This is a genomic window from Cellulomonas pakistanensis, from assembly GCF_016862755.1.
In the GTDB taxonomy this organism is placed as follows: domain Bacteria; phylum Actinomycetota; class Actinomycetes; order Actinomycetales; family Cellulomonadaceae; genus Cellulomonas; species Cellulomonas pakistanensis.
The window spans coordinates 1-15,315 of record NZ_BONO01000012.1; the positions used below are offsets into that span (position 1 = coordinate 1).

General features: G+C 73.1%; 12 protein-coding genes. 3 read left to right on the forward strand and 9 right to left on the reverse strand.

Annotation, left to right across the window (positions count from 1 at the left end; translation table 11 throughout):
* Window positions 1-125: 125 nt before the first annotated feature.
* From Cpa01nite_RS09125 to Cpa01nite_RS09140, 4 genes are all read right to left on the reverse strand, one after another.
* The gene (locus Cpa01nite_RS09125; protein WP_203668454.1) at window positions 126-1,151 is read right to left on the reverse strand and encodes a glycosyltransferase family 2 protein; all 1,026 of its coding nucleotides are present in this window, start codon (window positions 1,149-1,151) and stop codon (window positions 126-128) included.
* Window positions 1,148-1,786: a hypothetical protein gene (locus Cpa01nite_RS09130; RefSeq protein WP_203668455.1), complete on the reverse strand. Its 639-nt coding sequence runs from the start codon at window positions 1,784-1,786 to the stop codon at window positions 1,148-1,150. Before Cpa01nite_RS09130 ends, Cpa01nite_RS09125 begins: the two co-directional genes overlap by 4 nt.
* 22 nt (window positions 1,787-1,808) lie before the next feature.
* On the reverse strand, window positions 1,809-4,211 hold the full coding sequence (locus tag Cpa01nite_RS09135) for a glycoside hydrolase family 3 C-terminal domain-containing protein (RefSeq protein ID WP_203668456.1): 2,403 nt from the start codon (window positions 4,209-4,211) through the stop codon (window positions 1,809-1,811).
* A 126-nt stretch (window positions 4,212-4,337) separates the two neighbouring features.
* The gene (locus Cpa01nite_RS09140; RefSeq protein WP_239068657.1) at window positions 4,338-7,331 is read right to left on the reverse strand and encodes a glycoside hydrolase family 3 protein; all 2,994 of its coding nucleotides are present in this window, start codon (window positions 7,329-7,331) and stop codon (window positions 4,338-4,340) included.
* A 246-nt stretch (window positions 7,332-7,577) separates the two neighbouring features.
* Between Cpa01nite_RS09140 and glf the strand changes: the two genes are divergently transcribed.
* Window positions 7,578-8,762, forward strand: coding sequence for a UDP-galactopyranose mutase (gene glf / locus Cpa01nite_RS09145; protein ID WP_203668457.1), 1,185 nt, complete (start codon window positions 7,578-7,580; stop codon window positions 8,760-8,762).
* An 8-nt stretch (window positions 8,763-8,770) separates the two neighbouring features.
* Here glf and Cpa01nite_RS09150 read toward each other — a convergent pair whose 3' ends face one another.
* The 4 genes from Cpa01nite_RS09150 to Cpa01nite_RS09165 form a co-directional block, all read right to left on the reverse strand.
* On the reverse strand, window positions 8,771-10,099 hold the full coding sequence (locus Cpa01nite_RS09150) for an ATP-binding protein (protein WP_203668458.1): 1,329 nt from the start codon (window positions 10,097-10,099) through the stop codon (window positions 8,771-8,773).
* A gap of 2 nt (window positions 10,100-10,101) precedes the next feature.
* Entirely contained in the window at window positions 10,102-10,815 is a 714-nt protein-coding gene (locus tag Cpa01nite_RS09155; RefSeq protein WP_203668459.1) for a LytR/AlgR family response regulator transcription factor, read from the reverse strand.
* 186 nt (window positions 10,816-11,001) lie between these two features.
* Window positions 11,002-12,489 carry an ATP-binding protein gene (locus Cpa01nite_RS09160; protein ID WP_203668460.1) on the reverse strand — a complete coding sequence of 496 codons (1,488 nt, stop codon included), beginning with the start codon at window positions 12,487-12,489 and terminating at the stop codon, window positions 11,002-11,004.
* 7 nt (window positions 12,490-12,496) lie between these two features.
* The gene (locus Cpa01nite_RS09165) at window positions 12,497-13,231 is read right to left on the reverse strand and encodes an alpha/beta fold hydrolase (protein WP_203668461.1); all 735 of its coding nucleotides are present in this window, start codon (window positions 13,229-13,231) and stop codon (window positions 12,497-12,499) included.
* Between the two features lie 159 nt (window positions 13,232-13,390).
* On the opposite strand from Cpa01nite_RS09165, the gene Cpa01nite_RS09170 reads away from it, so the two are divergent.
* Complete coding sequence (locus Cpa01nite_RS09170) at window positions 13,391-14,422, forward strand: NAD(P)-dependent alcohol dehydrogenase (protein ID WP_203668462.1); 1,032 nt, start codon at window positions 13,391-13,393, stop codon at window positions 14,420-14,422.
* Between the two features lie 76 nt (window positions 14,423-14,498).
* Here Cpa01nite_RS09170 and Cpa01nite_RS09175 read toward each other — a convergent pair whose 3' ends face one another.
* On the reverse strand, window positions 14,499-14,768 hold the full coding sequence (locus Cpa01nite_RS09175; protein WP_203668463.1) for an acylphosphatase: 270 nt from the start codon (window positions 14,766-14,768) through the stop codon (window positions 14,499-14,501).
* Between the two features lie 53 nt (window positions 14,769-14,821).
* Here Cpa01nite_RS09175 and Cpa01nite_RS09180 point away from each other — a divergent pair, with 53 nt between their 5' ends.
* Window positions 14,822-15,229, forward strand: a complete 408-nt coding sequence (locus Cpa01nite_RS09180; RefSeq protein WP_239068658.1) for a DoxX family protein — start codon at window positions 14,822-14,824, stop codon at window positions 15,227-15,229.
* The last annotated feature ends 86 nt before the right edge of the window (window positions 15,230-15,315 follow it).

The following is a 15,315-nucleotide window of genomic DNA, read 5'->3' on the forward strand; positions in this document are numbered from 1 at the left end:
CGACCACCGACACGACCCACCCCGCGAGCCTGCGCCTGTGGACCAGGCACGCCCCCGACGCCTGTGGTCGTCCCGGTGCCCCGAGATCGTCCCGGACGCCCCCCGACGTCACCCCGACGCGCGCGTCAGCTGAACCCGATCGCCCGCTGCGCCACCCGGTACGCCAGCACGGACACCCGCCGCCCGGCGGGTCCGGGCAGGTTGGAGATCTGCCCCAGCACGGACCACCGGACCTTGCGGTACAGCCACGGGTCCTGCGCGTGGAGCTCGGACCACAGCCGGTCCTTCTCGGCGAGGTGCGCGCGCGTCCCGGCGCGGATCAGCAGGATCGAGGACACCGCGCAGATGATCTCGACGTAGTGCAGCCGGTACGCCCGCAGCCGGCGGTCGGCGACCCGCACGCGGGACAGGTGGTCGAGCATGAGCCGGTTGACCCGCAGCTGCTGGTCGATGCGCCGGATCATCACGGCCTCCTGCACCGACTGGTCGGAGCGCCCGATGAAGTACCGGTACAGGTCGACGTCCAGGTAGTACAGCGTCGAGACGTGCGCCAGCGGCACCAGCGCGTACAGGTTGTCGACGTAGAACGTGTGCTCGGGCAGCACCAGCCCCGCCGCGCGCAGCACCGCGGTCCGGTAGGTCAGGGCGTGCATCATCAGGTACTGCCGCTTGCCGAACCGCCGGGTCTGCCCCCAGCCCAGCACCCGCCCGGCGGGCAGCGCGCCCTGGTACCGCACGACCGTCTTGGTCCGCTTGCCGACCTTCTCGTAGACGAAGTTCGACACCAGCAGGTCGACCGGCCGCCCCGCGGCGAGGAACCCGCGCAGCGTCGCCAGCACCGACTCCAGAGCACCGCGGTCCAGCCAGTCGTCGGCGTCCACGACCTTCAGGTACTCCCCGCGCGCGGCGGCGAGCCCGGCGTTGATCGCCGACCCGTGCCCGCCGTTCGGCTTCGAGATCAGCCGGACGACCCCGGGGTGCGCGGTCTCGTACCGCCGGGCGAGCGCCGCGGTCCCGTCCGTCGACCCGTCGTCCACGACCAGCACCTCGACGCCGTCGGCCCCGACCACGGAGTCGAGGGCGCGCGCGAGGTACGGCTCCGCGTTGTACGCGGGGACGACGACCGACAGGACGGGGCTCGCGGGGCTCACGCCGGGCGCACCCCCGTGGCGTCGGTCGCGGCCGCGGGTGCGGCCTCCTCCGGGACCTGCTTGAAGATGACCTTGAAGATCGGGAAGAACACCCAGAACGAGATCGCCGCGTTGATGATCATCGTGACGACGTCGGCCAGCGTCTCGCCGGTACCGCCGAGGCCCCAGGTCTCGATGAACAGGTCGTAGATCGGCGCCTTGTACAGGCCCTGCAGCGCGGCGGCCACCAGCGTGATCACGACGTACGCGATCGCGTACCAGGTGGCGGCGCGCGCGACCGACGAGTTCGACTTGAACGTGATGCTGCGCTGGGCGAAGAAGTTGATCACCTGCGCGACCAGCAGGGTGATCTGCACGGCCAGGAAGTATGCCAGGCCGCCCCCGCCCACCGGGAGGGGCCCGGCGGCGTAGTCGAACACGAAGTACTGCGAGCCGTCCGGGTTGGAGCCGATCGGCCAGACCTGGAACGACGTGTCGACCAGCGACGTCATGCCGAACAGCCACTTGATGAGCGGCATGAGCGCGAGCTGGAGGACGGTGATGCCGTTGCTCAGCACGAAGAAGACGACGAACTGGGCGACGCCCGGACGCGCGGTGGCGAAGCGCCCCCAGGCGTCCTTGAGACGGGTGAACATGCGAGCGGGTCTCTCTTCCGGGTCAGGCGTCGCCGCGCAGCTGGCGGGCGGTGGTGCGGTTGGCGCGGCGGTTGCGGAGGAACCCGCGGACGACGGCGCCGGCGCCGGCGAAGAAGCGGCCGTTGACGATCGTGACGATGCCCTCGACCATCTCGGCGCTGACCATCCCGTTGGTCATCTTGGCGATGGCACGGAACGGCATGTTGAGCAGGAACAGGATGTTCAGGTCGGGCTTGCCCTTGCGGTCCGCGCGGTCGCGCAGCAGCGCGAGCACCCGGTACGCGAGGCGGGCCAGCGGGGAGCGCGCGCCGGACATCCGGCCGAGCGCGTCGTTGACGCCGAGCGGGCCGGACCACGACGCGGGCGGGACCGGCCGGCCCAGGAGCGCGGCGAAGTCGGCGTCGGGCACGTGCCGGACGTCCCCGGCGCGGTACCGGGCCGGGACCGGGTCCTCCGCCACCGGCTCGACGGTCCCGGCGACCTCGACGGGAGCCGACAGCGACAGGTCCGCCACGTTCGCCCCGGCGAGCACCGTCCACGTCCCGCGCTCGACCTGCCACGCGCCCGTCCCGACGTCGAAGTGCCGGAACGCGGCGTCGCCGAGCGGGACGGTCACGGTCGCGGACTCCCCCGGCGCGAGCTCGACCCGGGCGAACCCGGCGAGCGTGCGGTCGGGCCGGTGCACGCCCGGCGTCTCGCGGTGCACGTACACCTGCACCACGTCGGCGCCCGCGACGGCGCCGGTGTTGGTCACGGTCACCGTCGCCGCCTCCGCGGTGGCCGCGAGCGACGAGTACGCGAACGTCGTGTAGGACAGCCCGAACCCGAACGGGAACGTCACAGGGACACCGGCGGTCGTGTAGTACCGGTACCCGACGAACAGGCCCTCGCGGTACTCCGCGGTGCGCTGCTGCCCCGGGAACGTGTCGGCGGTCGGGGTGTCGGACAGCCGGACGGGCACGGTCTCGGCCAGGCGCCCGGCCGGGTTGGCGGCACCGGTCAGCACGTCGAGCAGCGCGCCCGCGCCGGCCTGCCCGGCGAGGTACCCGTGCACCAGCGCCCGCGCGGACGCCAGCCACGGCATCTCGACGACGCCCCCGGCCGACAGCACCACGACGGTGCGCGGGTTCACCGCGGCGACGGCCTCGAGCAGCTCGACCTGCGCGGCGTGCAGCGCGAGCGTCGAGCGGTCCAGCCCCTCGGACTCCGCGATCTCGTCCAGCCCGAGGAACAGCAGGGCGACGTCCGCGCCGCGCGCCGCCTCGACGGCCTCGGCACGCAGGGCGGCGTCGGGGGTGCCGTTGCGCCGGAAGCCGGGCGCGAACGCCGTCATCGCCAGCCCCGAGTCCCCGATGACGTCCAGCACCGAGTCCAGGCGGGTCGGGTTCACGGCCGAGGACCCGGCGCCCTGGTACCGCGGGATCTGCGCGAAGTCGCCGATGACGGCGACCCGGGTCCCGGCCGCCAGCGGCAGCAGCGCGTCGTCGTTCTTGAGGAGCACCGCGGAGCGAGCGGCGACCCGGCGGGCCAGCGCGTGGTGCGCGGCGTCGTCCACCGGCGCGGCGGTCCCCGGCTCGCGGGCGTCCGCGACGAGGCGCAGCACCTCGGCGGCGCGGGCGTCGAGGTCGGCCTCCGCGAGCCGGCCGGCGCGCACGGCGTCGACGAGCTGCCGCGCCGAGTCCAGCCCGGCCGCGGGCATCTCGAGCGTGCCGCCCGCGGCCGCCGCGGCGACGACGTCGTTCGAGCCACCCCAGTCCGACACCACCGCGCCGTCGAAGCCCCACTCGTCGCGCAGCACCTGCTGCAGCAGGAACGGGTCCTCGTGCGCGTACGTGCCGTTGACCAGGTTGTACGACGACATGATGGTGCGCGGCCGCGCGGTCTCGACGACGATGCCGAACGCGGTCAGGTAGATCTCGCGCAGCGTCCGCTCGTCGACCACGGAGTCCGACGCCATCCGGCGGAGCTCCTGGGAGTTCGCGGCGTAGTGCTTGGGGCAGGCCGCGACGCCGGCGGACTGGATGCCCCGGACGTACCCGGCGGCCATCCGGCCGGCGAGCAGCGGGTCCTCGGAGAAGTACTCGAAGTTGCGCCCGCCCAACGGGGAGCGCTTGATGTTCAGGCCCGGGCCGAGCAGCACGTCGACGTCCTGGGCCGCGGCCTCGGCGCCGAGCGCGCGCCCGACCTCCTCGGCCAGCTCGGGGTCCCAGGTGTTCGCCACGGCGGCGGCGGTCGGGAAGCAGGTCGCAGGCTGCGACTCGGCGATGCCCAGGTGGTCGGCGGCGCCGGTCTGCTTGCGCACGCCGTGCGGCCCGTCGGCCAGCCAGACCGAGCGCACCCCGTGCCGCGGCAGGTCGTGGGTCTCCCACACCGACTTGCCGGTCAGCAGGGCGGCCTTCTCCAGGAGGGTCAGCTTCTCGATCATGGGGGCCTTCCGGACGTGCGCGGCGGTGCGGGGGTACGGGGTGACGCGGGGTGGTGCAGGGGCGGTGCCGGCCCCGGGCCCGGCCGGCTCGACGCGTGCGCGAGCCGGCCGGGTCCACGGGAGGGGTCAGCGGGTCGGCGTGCCCGCGGTGTCCTCGGTGGCGGCCTCGTCGGCGGTCGCCGTCGGCGCGGCGGCCTCGGCGGCCTCGACCTCGCGGCGGCGGCGCACCCGGCGCACGACCCACACGACGCCGATCACCAGCAGGACGCCGAGCACCACGTCGACCGCGATCTGCACGTAGCGCCAGGTCGGCGGCGTGTAGTCGAGCGTGGCGCCGGAGGCGACCCCGTTCATCGCGTTCGAGTTCGCGACCGTGTACAGGATGTTGTGCGTCGCGTTCCGGATGTTGCTCACCGCCGCGGCCGAGGTGGTGTCCTCGAGCTGCTTCATCGGCTGGAAGGTGAGCATCAGGTCGGAGCCGGCACGGATCGCCTGGTCCGGGTACATGTACTCGTACAGGTTGAAGTCCGTGATGGCGAAGCCGCGGAAGCCCCACTCGTCGCGCAGGACGGTGTCCATCAGGGCGACGGAGCCGCCGGCCCAGGTGTTCCCGATCCGGTTGAACGAGCTCATCATCGCGGTGGAGGCGCGCATCTCGCGGGTCTCGACCGTGCCCTCGTCGTCGGTGATGGAGGAGATCTCGACGACCGCGTCCTTCACGGGCAGCTCGAACGCCTTGAGGTAGATCTCGCGGATCGCCTGCTCGTTCGCCCAGGTGGCCACGCCGTGGTTGACGCGGTTGGTCTCCTGGTCGTTCAGCGCGAAGTGCTTCATCGCCGTGTAGACGCCCTTGGTCGCGGCACCCTCGACGACCTCGGTCGCCAGCGCGCCCGACAGCAGCGGGTCCTCCGAGTAGTACTCGAAGTTGCGGCCCGCGAACGGCGAGCGGTGCAGGTTGACCGCCGGCGCGTACCAGCCGTTGGCGTCGAGGGTGAGCGCCTCGTTGCCGATGGACACGCCCATGGCGTGCGCCAGCTCCTTGTTCCAGGTCTGGCCGACCAGGACCTCGGACGGGTACGCCACGCCGGAGATGGCGTCGTTGATGAACGAGCTGAAGCCGGCGGGGCCGTCGTAGTCGTTCGCGACCTCCTTGACGATCGAGTTGATCGCCCCGGAGTTGTAGGCGCCGTTGAGGATCACGCTCGTCATCTCCGACACGGAGATCTGGTCGAGCAGCGCGTCCCACTGCGGGTCGTCGTAGTCGAGCCCGCGCACGTCGATCAGCGCGAGGTCGCCCTCGGCGCCCTGCGTCGGCATCTCGGCGCCGGACTCCGCGTTCGCCGCGGCGGCGTCGTACGGCTCGAACGCCGCGACGGTCTCGTCCGTGGCGACCATGTCGGCCGCGGTGGGCGCCGTGGGGAAGGTCCCGGCGAAGTCCGCGCGGGACATGTTGAGGATCTTGCCCTCCTCGGCGGTGTCGACGAACGCCGCGTTCACGTCGTCGAACGCGTTGGTCACGGCGGCCTCGTCGGACGCGCGGTGGTCCTCGCCGGAGTAGGTGACCGTCTCGTCGACCGTGTAGGTGATCGGCTCGGTGCCCGCGGTGACGGTGTGGGAGTCGTCCTGGACGGTCAGCGCGTAGTCGCCGGCCTCCAGCACGTACGCCTGCGCGTCGCGGTAGTCGTACGAGGCCATGTCCTCGACCGCGAGGGTCAGGGTGACGGTCTCGGACGCGCCCGGCTCGATGACGTCGGTCTTCGCGAAGGCGCCGAGCACGACGGACGACTTCTCGATGCCGCCCGGGGTGTACGGGGCGGAGTAGTAGAGCTGCACGACCTGCTTGCCCGCGACGTCGCCGGTGTTGGTGACCTCGACGTCCACCGCGATCTCGCCGTCGACGGCGCCGAGCTGCTGCCCGGTGACCTCCTGGGAGAACGTGGTGTAGCTCAGGCCGTACCCGAACGGGTAGACGACGGCCTCGTCGTAGTCGAGGTAGCCCTCGGCGGCGGCGGTCTCGTAGTACCGGTAGCCGACGTAGATGCCCTCCTCGTACTGGACGAAGTAGGCGCCGCCGTCGACGCCCTTGGCCTCGTCGGTGCCGAGGCCCGAGATGTTCTCGTACTGGTACGAGCCGAAGTTCTGGAACGTCGGGTCCGCGGTGAAGTCCCGCGCGTACAGGTCGACGGTGCGGCCCGACGGGTTGACCTCGCCGGTGAGCACGCGGCCGAGGGCGTTCAGGCCGGACTGGCCCGGGGAGCCGATCTGCAGCACGGCGTCGACGCCCGCGTCGTCCTGGACCGGGCCGAGCTCCATGCTCGTCGAGGCGTTGACGACCACGACCACGGTCTCGAAGCTGTCCTTCGCGAGGGCGAGGAGGTCCTTCTCGTCCTGGTTCAGCTCCAGCTGGTGCTGCCCCTCGGCGTAGTTGTCGTCCCAGCCCTCCATCGAGGTGGCGAGGTCGCCGCCCTCGCCGCCGGCGCGGCCGATGACGACCACCGCGGCGTCGGCGTAGTCCGCGAAGCTCGCGGTGGCGTCCGCGGAGTAGTCCGCGGCGGGCATCTCGCCGATGTTGTACACGGAGTCCCCGGGCAGGTCCATGACGATGTTGGTCTTCGGGGCGTCCGCCGCGAAGGTCTCGAGCTCGTCGTAGACGGTGCCGTTGACGCCGATGCCGGCGTTCTCCAGGCCGTCGCGGAAGTTGACCGCCGTGCTGGTGTCGGTCGAGCCGGAGCCCGAGCCGCCGTACACCGGGTCAGCGGCCGTGCGGCCGAGCAGCGTGACCTGCGGGGCGTCGCCGGTGAGCGGGAGCGCGGCGCCCTCGTTCTTCAGCAGGACGATGCCCTCCGCGGCGATGTCCTGCACGAGCTGGTCCGCGGCGTCCGCGGCCTCGTCGGCCGTGGCGTAGTCCGCCTGGTTGTACTCGGTGTCCCAGTCCTCGGTGCCGTCCGGGTTGGTGACCGTGTAGGTGCCGGTGCCGAGCTGCGAGGCCACCCAGTTCGAGTAGACACCGAGCAGGATGTTCGCGACGACCGCGATCACCAGCACGAGCCCCAGCACCGGGACCCAGATGGACAAGAACTTCTTGTTGGACATCGGCCTCTTCGCCGCTCTGCTGCTCACGAGGAGTCTCTCCTTCGAACACTGTCGTGGGGGTGGCCGCCGCACGACGTCGGTGCCGGGCAGCGGGAGCCGAGCCCAGACAACCCGGCCACGCGGTCGGCACCGGGTGCTCCGGCACGATCTGTCGGTTCCGGCGCACGTTCTGTCGTGGTCGTCGGGCGTTGTCCCGGCGGTCGGATCGGCGCCCTACACTCGCACCGCCCGCCCGGCGCTCGGCGCCGAGACCACCCCAGGAAGGCACGCCGCATGGACCTGCTCGTCGTCGGCGCCGGCCTGTTCGGCCTGACGATCGCCGAGCGCGCCGCGGAGTCCGGCCTGCGCGTCACGGTGATCGACCGGCGCGACCACCTCGGCGGCAACGCCTGGAGCAGCGTCGACGCCGCGACCGGGATCGAGGTGCACCGCTACGGGTCGCACATCTTCCACACGTCGAACGAGCGGGTCTGGGACTACGTCCGCCGGTTCACGGCCTTCACCGGCTACCGGCACCGCGTCTACTCGACGCACGGCGGCACCGTGTACCCGCTGCCGATCAACCTGGGCACGCTCAACCAGTTCTTCGGCACGGCGATGGGCCCGGAGGCCGCCCGCGCGCTCGTCGCCGGGCAGGCCGCCGAGGGCCTGGCCGGCGGCGAGCCCACGAACCTCGAGGACAAGGCGATCTCGCTGATCGGGCGCCCGCTGTACGAGGCGTTCATCCGCGACTACACCGCGAAGCAGTGGCAGACCGACCCGCGCGAGCTGCCGGCGTCCGTCATCGCGCGGCTGCCCGTCCGCTACACCTACGAGAACCGGTACTTCGCCGACACCTACGAGGGCCTGCCCGCGCACGGGTACGGCCCCTGGTTCGAGGCGATGGCCGCGCACCCGCGGATCGACGTGCGGCTCGGCACGGACTTCTTCGACGACGCGCAGCCGCTCAGCCGCGGCGCCGTGCGGGGCCGGGTGCCCGTCGTCTACACCGGACCGGTCGACCGGTACTTCGACGAGCACGCCGGGCCGCTCGGCTGGCGCACGCTCGACCTGGAGACCGAGACCGTGCCGGTCCGCGACTTCCAGGGCACGAGCGTCATGAACTACGCCGACCTCGACGTCCCGTACACCCGCGTGCACGAGTTCCGGCACTACCACCCGGAGCGCGAGGACCGGCACGCGCAGGACCGCACCGTGATCATGCGCGAGCGGTCGCGGTTCGCGCTGCCCGGCGACGAGCCGTACTACCCGGTCGCGACGCCGCAGGACCGCGAGCGGCTGCGGACCTACCGCGCGCTCGCCGAGCACGAGCCCGACGTGCACTTCGGCGGGCGGCTCGGGTCGTACCTGTACCTGGACATGCACATGGCGATCGCCTCCGCGCTGTCGCTGTGGACGTCGGGCGCGGTGCTCGAGCGGTCGGCGCCGGCGCTGGCGGCGCGGCTCGCCACCGCCTGAGGCGGCGGTCAGCGCGGGACCGCCGGTCCCGCAGCCGGGACGGGCAGCAGGATCCGCAGCACGAACCAGCTGTCCTCGGCGTTCACCGTCACGGACCCGCCGTACTTCTCCGCGGTGTACCGGATCGACGCCAGCCCGTACCCGTGCCGGTCCCGGTCGGCCCGCCGCGTGACGATCTCACCGTCCTCGTGCCGCAGCTCGCCCGCGAAGTAGTTCTCGAAGGTCGCCAGCACGAACCCGCCCGTGGCGTACAGGGCCACCTTGATCAGCCGCCGCTCGGGGTCCGGGACCGCCATCACCGCGTCGATCGCGTTGTCCAGCGCGTTGCCGAACACCGCGGACACGTCCATCGCGGACATGAAGGCGATCGCGGCGCCGTCCGCCACGTACGTGAGGTCGACGCCCTTCTCCGCGCACTCCAGGCTCTTGGTCGTCAGGACGACGTCGAGCACGCCGTTGCCGGTGTCGGCCTGCGCGGCGTAGCCCGAGACGCTCGCCTCCAGGTCGTCGAGGTAGGACGCCCGCTTGTGCTCGTCGTCCTCCGCCCGGATCACCGCGATCTGGTGCTTGAGGTCGTGGTACTTCCGGTTGACGACGTCGATGCTGCGCTTGGACTGCAGGTACTGCTCGTGCTGGCGGCGCAGCATGTCATCGACGGCCTTGACCTCGGCGCGCGCCCGCAGCTGCAGCCGCTGGCCCTGCTGGGCGTAGAGGGCGACGAAGCCGCACAGGTCCACCAGCGTGCGGATGTAGAAGATCTCCAGCGCCAGCCGGCCGCTGAACGGCGTGTTCGCGTTGAGGAAGCTGATGTTGCTCATGAAGAACGTGACCAGGGCGATCGCGACGGCCGACGCGAGCTCGCCGGACGAGACCTCCAGCGGCTGCGCGGGGCGGAAGTGCCGGGTCTCGACCAGGTACGCGCCGCCGAACGCCACGACGTACAGCACGACCCCGAACGCGACCTGCCAGCCGACGCCCGGCCGCCCCTCGGGCAGGAAGAAGAAGCAGTGCATCTGCCAGTGCAGCGCCGCGACCAGCTCCGCGAGCACCAGGGCCCGCGCCGCGAAGTACCCGGCGTCCCGCGCGGACACCCGGGCCGCCGTCACGATGAAGCCGAACATCGCCGCCACGGCCGCGGCCATGCCGAGCGACCACAGGGTCAGCGGTAGCCGGTCCGCGAGCTCCTGCACCGCGACCAGCACGCCCAGCGCGGCGGCCGCCACGAGCACGAGCCGCCGGACGCCGAGCCGCTGCCGGCGCAGCAGCACGTACACCAGGCAGGCGGCCCACTCCGCGACGCCCGTGAGGACGCGCGGGATGTCGGGGAGGGTCTCCATGATCACGTGTGCCGCGCCCCCAGGAAGTCGGTGAGCGCCGCGAGGAACGCCTTCTTGCGCGGACGGCTGATCAGCAGGTCGTGGCCGCCGACCAGCTGGGCGCTGCTGCCCTGCACGCCGAGCACGTGCCGCAGGTTGACCAGGTAGCCGCTGTTGCTGCGGAAGAAGCTCTTGCCCTCGAGCTGCGCCTCCAGCGCCTTGAGCGGCCCGACCACGGAGTACCGGCCGTCGACGGTGTGCACGGTCGTGCGGTGCTTCGCCGACTCCAGGAACACGATGTCGTCGGTCGCGACCCGCACCAGCCCGCCGTCGACGGCGAGCAGCAGGTAGTCCGCCGAGCGACGGCGCAGCCGGGCGACCGAGCGCTTGATCTCCTGCGAGAACGCGAAGTACGGCACGGGCTTGAGCACGTAGCTCAGCGCGTCGACCTCGTAGCCCCGGATCGCGTGCTGCGTCATGTTGGTGATGAACACGATGACGACGTCGCGGTCGACCTGGCGGATCCGCTCGGCGGCGCTGAACCCGTCGAGCCGGGGCATCTCGACGTCGAGCAGCAGGATGTCGAACACCGGGCGGTACCCGGACACGACCTCGGCGCCGTCGGCGAACCGGGTCACGTCGAACTGCTCGCCGTGCTCGCGCTCGTACCGGCGCAGGTGGTCGAGGAGGAGCGCGGCGCTCGCCGCGTCGTCCTCGACGATGCCGATCCTGATCACACGTTCCCCGGGGCTCTGCGTGGCCCGCGGCGTGGGTGCGGGCCGGTGTCCGTCCGCGCCGGGGCGGCGGGTGCGGTGCCGCGGTCCCCTGGTCGCGGCGGCGGCTCCGGCGGGTCGCGGCCGATGCTAGGCGACCGGCGCCTGACGTGTCATCCACGCTGGCAGGAGGACGGGACGGGCCGCGGGTCAAGCCCTCCAGGCGCCGAGCAGGTCGTCGGCGGTCCAGCAGGCCGCCAGCGGCGTCCCCGGCTCGACGCCCGCGGGGCACACGCCGACCAGCGGGGTCGCGGCGGTGACACCGGGGACCGCGACCGCGTCGGCGGCGAGGGCGTCCACCTCGGTCGCGCGGAGCGGGGTGCCGGCCCGCCACTTCACGGTCCCGACCAGGCGGACCGGCCCGGAGGCGCCCGCTGCACCCACGAGGTCGATCTCCGGCACGTTGCTCCGGGTCCACCAGCCGCCGACGGCCGACACGTCGGCGAAGCCCGCACCGGGGAGCAGCCGGTGCAGCGCGGCCCGCACCACCGGCTCCACCGCGCGGCCACGCCAGGCCGCGAAGCCGCGGTCGATGCGGGACAGTGCCAGGTCCGGCCGCGCGCGGTCCACCTCGCCGAGCGCCGGCTCGACGAACGCGAGCCAGAACCGGAGCGCGGAGTCGGCGATCCGGTACCGCCGGTTCCGCGGGGCGGACGTCGAGGACAGCGGCTCGTCCACGGCCACCACGCGCTTGTCGACGAGCGCGCGCAGCGTGGCCGTCAGGCTGGCCGCGTTGAGGGGCCCGCCGCGCGCGGCTCCCTGGATCCCGCTGAAGGTGCGCTCGCCGCGCCCGCCGATCGCGGTCAGGACCTGGCGCGCGAGGGAGACCTCGCCGAACTCGGCGTCGAGCACGCGGGTGCCGGACACCACGAGCGCACTGGTCGACGAGGCCAGCGACGCGCGCAGGAAGTCGGCCGCCGGCTCCCCGGGCTCCCACTCCTGCGCGACGAGCGGGAGGCCGCCGGTGATCAGGTACGCGTCGAAGGCCGCACCGCCACCGAGCCCGGTCATCTCCGCGACCTCGGCGGGGCTGAGCGGGTCGAGCACGAGCTCGGTACCTCGCGCGTAGAACGGCTGGTCGGGCGCGGTGAGGCGCTCCATCATGGCCAGGTCCGACCCCACGAGGAGGAGCAGCACGGGTTTGCGGGACAGGCGCGCGTCCCAGACGCGCTGCAGCTCCCCCGCGCCGCCGTCGACCTGCTCGAGCAGCCACGGGATCTCGTCGAGCACCACCACGGACGGCGCGTCGTCGGGCAGAGCGGCGGCGAGCAGGGTGAGCGCGGCGGTCAGCGTGGTCGGCGTGGATCCGCGCGCGACATCCGCGCCCGGCAGGTCCGAGTCGGCGACCGCCTCCGCGAGCAGTGCGAGCTCCTGCGCCACCGGCGCCCCGCGCGCGGCCTGGAAGGTGACGGAGGGGAGGCCCGAGCGCTCCACGAGCTCGGCCACCAGCCGGGACTTGCCGACGCGGCGCCGCCCGCGGACGAGGACGGCCACGCCGGCGTCGGCCCGGCTGCCGGACCGGACGACCGCGAGCTGGCGTTCGAGCTCGCCCAGCTCGCGGGCCCGCCCGACGAAGCCCATGATCTGCCCCTGACTACGGTCGACTTTACTATGCCTGACTTTACTAAAGTCGACCATAGCAAACTCAGGTCGGGACGGCCATCGCCTCCTCGGCGTCCGCCTCGCCCTGCACCGCGGCGACGACGGCCGCCGCGAGGTCGTCGGGCCGGCTGAGCTGCGGCCAGTGCCCGGTGGGCAGCTCGACGATCGTCACGTCGCGGATGCGCGCGAGCTCGCGGACGTACGGGTGGTCCTTGGCCATGAGGTCGCGGAGCACCGCCTCGGGCATGGTCGACGTGATGAGGGTGACGGGGACCTCGTAGCGACGCTCGTCGTGCAGCTGCTGCGCGCCGTTCGCGACGAGCGGCGGCACGGACACCGCGCGGGAGCGGAAGTCGGCGCGGATCTCGTCCGTCAGCCCCTCCAGCTCCTCCTCCTCGAACACGCCCCAGTCCGGCAGGGGGACGACGCCGTCGACCACGGGCAGCTCGTCGTTGACGACCCCGCCCTCGCCCAGCGGGCCGCTGTCGACGTAGATCACCTGCTCGACCCGGTCGGGGCGCAGGTCCGCCACGGCGTGCGCCACCGCGCCGCCGCCGCTGTGGCCGACGACCACGAACGGGCCATCCATGCCGTCGATCAGCTCCGCGACCGCGGCGGCCTGGTCGGCCAGCGTGATGCCGGCGACCTCCTCCGCCGGACCGCCCGCCCCGAGGGGCGTGACGGGGTGCGGGGTGTGTCCGGCGGCCTCCAGGGCCGCGGAGACCGGCGCCCAGGAGGACGCGTCGAGCCAGAAACCCGGGATGAGGACGACGTTCATGGTCCGACCGTAGACGTGACCTGTGACACACGTGAAGGGAGGCGACCTGCGGGCGGATCCTGACGCAGACGCCGACCAATCGGTAGTTGACACTTCAAGCGTAGGGTGGCTGTGTCCACCACCGATCCGGGGGTCGTCCCGGAGGAAGAAGTCGCTGCCATGAAGGCCCTGCAGTACCGCGAGATCGGCGCCCGCCCCGAGCTGGTCGAGATCGAGAAGCCCACCCCGGGCCCGTCGGAGGTGCTGCTGCGCGTGACCGCCGCGGGCGCCTGCCACTCGGACGAGTTCATCATGGGCACCTCCGCGGAGGACTACTACTTCAAGCCGGTGCCGCTGACGCTCGGCCACGAGGTCGCGGGCGTCGTCGAGGAGGTCGGCGCGGGCGTGCACGGCGTCGAGGTCGGCGAGAGCGTGCTGGTCTACGGCCCGTGGGGCTGCGGCCGCTGCTACGCCTGCGCGTCGGGCGAGGAGCAGAACTGCGAGCACGGCATGCGCGCGCCCGGCATCTTCAGCGACGGCGGCATGGCCGAGTACATGATCGTCGACGACGCCCGGCACCTGGTGCCGCTCGGCGACCTGGACCCGGTGCAGAACGTGTCGCTGACCGACGCCGGCCTCACCCCGTACCGCGCCGTGAAGTCCGCGCTCCCCCGCCTCACGCCCGGCTCGACCGCCGTCGTGATCGGCTCGGGCGGCCTCGGCCACGTCGCGATCCAGATCCTCAAGGCGCTGACCCAGAGCACCGTCGTCGTGCTCGACGTCGCCGAGGACAAGCTGGCGTTCGCCCGCGAGGTCGGCGCCGACCACGCGTTCCTGTCGAACCCGGACGCGATCGAGTCGGTCAAGGGCCTGACCCGCGGCCTCGGCGCGGACGTCGTGTTCGACTTCGTCGGCATCCAGCCGACCGCCGACCTGGCCGGCTCGATGGTGCGCGTCGGCGGCGACGTCGTGATCGTCGGCGTCGCGTCCGGCGCCGTCCGGATCGGCCAGACCACGGTCCCGCTCGACGTCAACGGCCGCGCGATCAACTGGGGCTCGCGCACGGAGCTCATGGAGGTCGTGGAGCTCGCGAAGCGCGGCGCCATCACGATCCACGTCGAGGAGTTCGGCCTGGACCAGGCCACGGAGGCGTACGAGCGCCTGCACGCCGGCCAGGTCCGCGGCCGCGCCGTGGTGGTCCCGGGCCGCTGACCCGCGAGGGTGCACGAGACACGTCCAGGGTGCCCACACTGAGGGCCCCGCGGACGTGTCTCGTGCACCCCGGGCGTCAGCCGGCGATCGTGAAGTCCGTGGCGCCCTCCGCCGACGACTCGCGCTCGTCGACGCGCTCGACGTCCGCGAAGCGCGGGCCGCTCCGCGCCCAGGACGCCAGCGCCGCCAGCGCGTCGTCCGGGCCCTCGGCCTGGGCCTCCACGGTGCCGTCCGGGCGGTTGCGCACCCAGCCGGCGACGCCGAGCCGCCGGGCCTCCGCGGCCATCGATGCCCGGTAGCCGACCCCCTGCACCTGCCCGTGCACCACCCAGCGTCGCGCGGTCATCGCCCCAGTGTGGCGCGGGTGCCCCTCGCCGCGCACCCGGCGAGGATGGTCCGGTGACCCGCCACCCTCCCGCCCCCGTCCGCCCGCTCGGGCCCGGCGCCCGCGCGGTCGCCGCCGCGTTCCTCGTGTCCGGTGTCGTCCACCTCGTGCGGCCGCGGGTGTTCGAGCCTGCCGTACCCCGCGCGCTCCCCCGGCCGCGCGCGCTCGTGCTGCTGTCGGGCGCCGCCGAGCTGGCGTGCGCCGCGGGCCTCGTCGTGCCGGCGACCCGGCGCGCGGCCGGACCCGCGAGCGCCGCGCTGCTCGCCGCGGTGTTCCCGGCGAACGTGCAGATGGCCGTCGACGGCGTCCGCGACCTGGCGCACCACCAATCCCCAGGCGCCGCGACCCGGGCCGCCGTCACGCTCGCCCGCCTGCCGCTGCAGTGGCCGCTGATCCGCTGGGCGTGGGCCGCGGGGCGGTGACCTCGCGGTCCCGTGCCACGGCCCGGACGGTCTCGCCGCACGCGCGGGTGCGCGGGCCGGTCCCTCCCCCTGCCGGGGACCGGCCC

What these genes read in the sequence shown, in the direction of transcription:
- Cpa01nite_RS09160 (WP_203668460.1), bottom strand. Translation starts at nt 12,489, where the DNA reads ATGGTCGACTTTAGTAAAGTCAGGCATAGTAAAGTCGACCGTAGTCAG.
- Cpa01nite_RS09165 (WP_203668461.1), bottom strand. Translation starts at nt 13,231, where the DNA reads ATGAACGTCGTCCTCATCCCGGGTTTCTGGCTCGACGCGTCCTCCTGG.
- Cpa01nite_RS09150 (WP_203668458.1), bottom strand. Translation starts at nt 10,099, where the DNA reads ATGGAGACCCTCCCCGACATCCCGCGCGTCCTCACGGGCGTCGCGGAG.
- Cpa01nite_RS09170 (WP_203668462.1), top strand. Translation starts at nt 13,391, where the DNA reads ATGAAGGCCCTGCAGTACCGCGAGATCGGCGCCCGCCCCGAGCTGGTC.
- Cpa01nite_RS09130 (WP_203668455.1), bottom strand. Translation starts at nt 1,786, where the DNA reads ATGTTCACCCGTCTCAAGGACGCCTGGGGGCGCTTCGCCACCGCGCGT.
- Cpa01nite_RS09175 (WP_203668463.1), bottom strand. Translation starts at nt 14,768, where the DNA reads ATGACCGCGCGACGCTGGGTGGTGCACGGGCAGGTGCAGGGGGTCGGC.
- glf (WP_203668457.1), top strand. Translation starts at nt 7,578, where the DNA reads ATGGACCTGCTCGTCGTCGGCGCCGGCCTGTTCGGCCTGACGATCGCC.
- Cpa01nite_RS09135 (WP_203668456.1), bottom strand. Translation starts at nt 4,211, where the DNA reads ATGATCGAGAAGCTGACCCTCCTGGAGAAGGCCGCCCTGCTGACCGGC.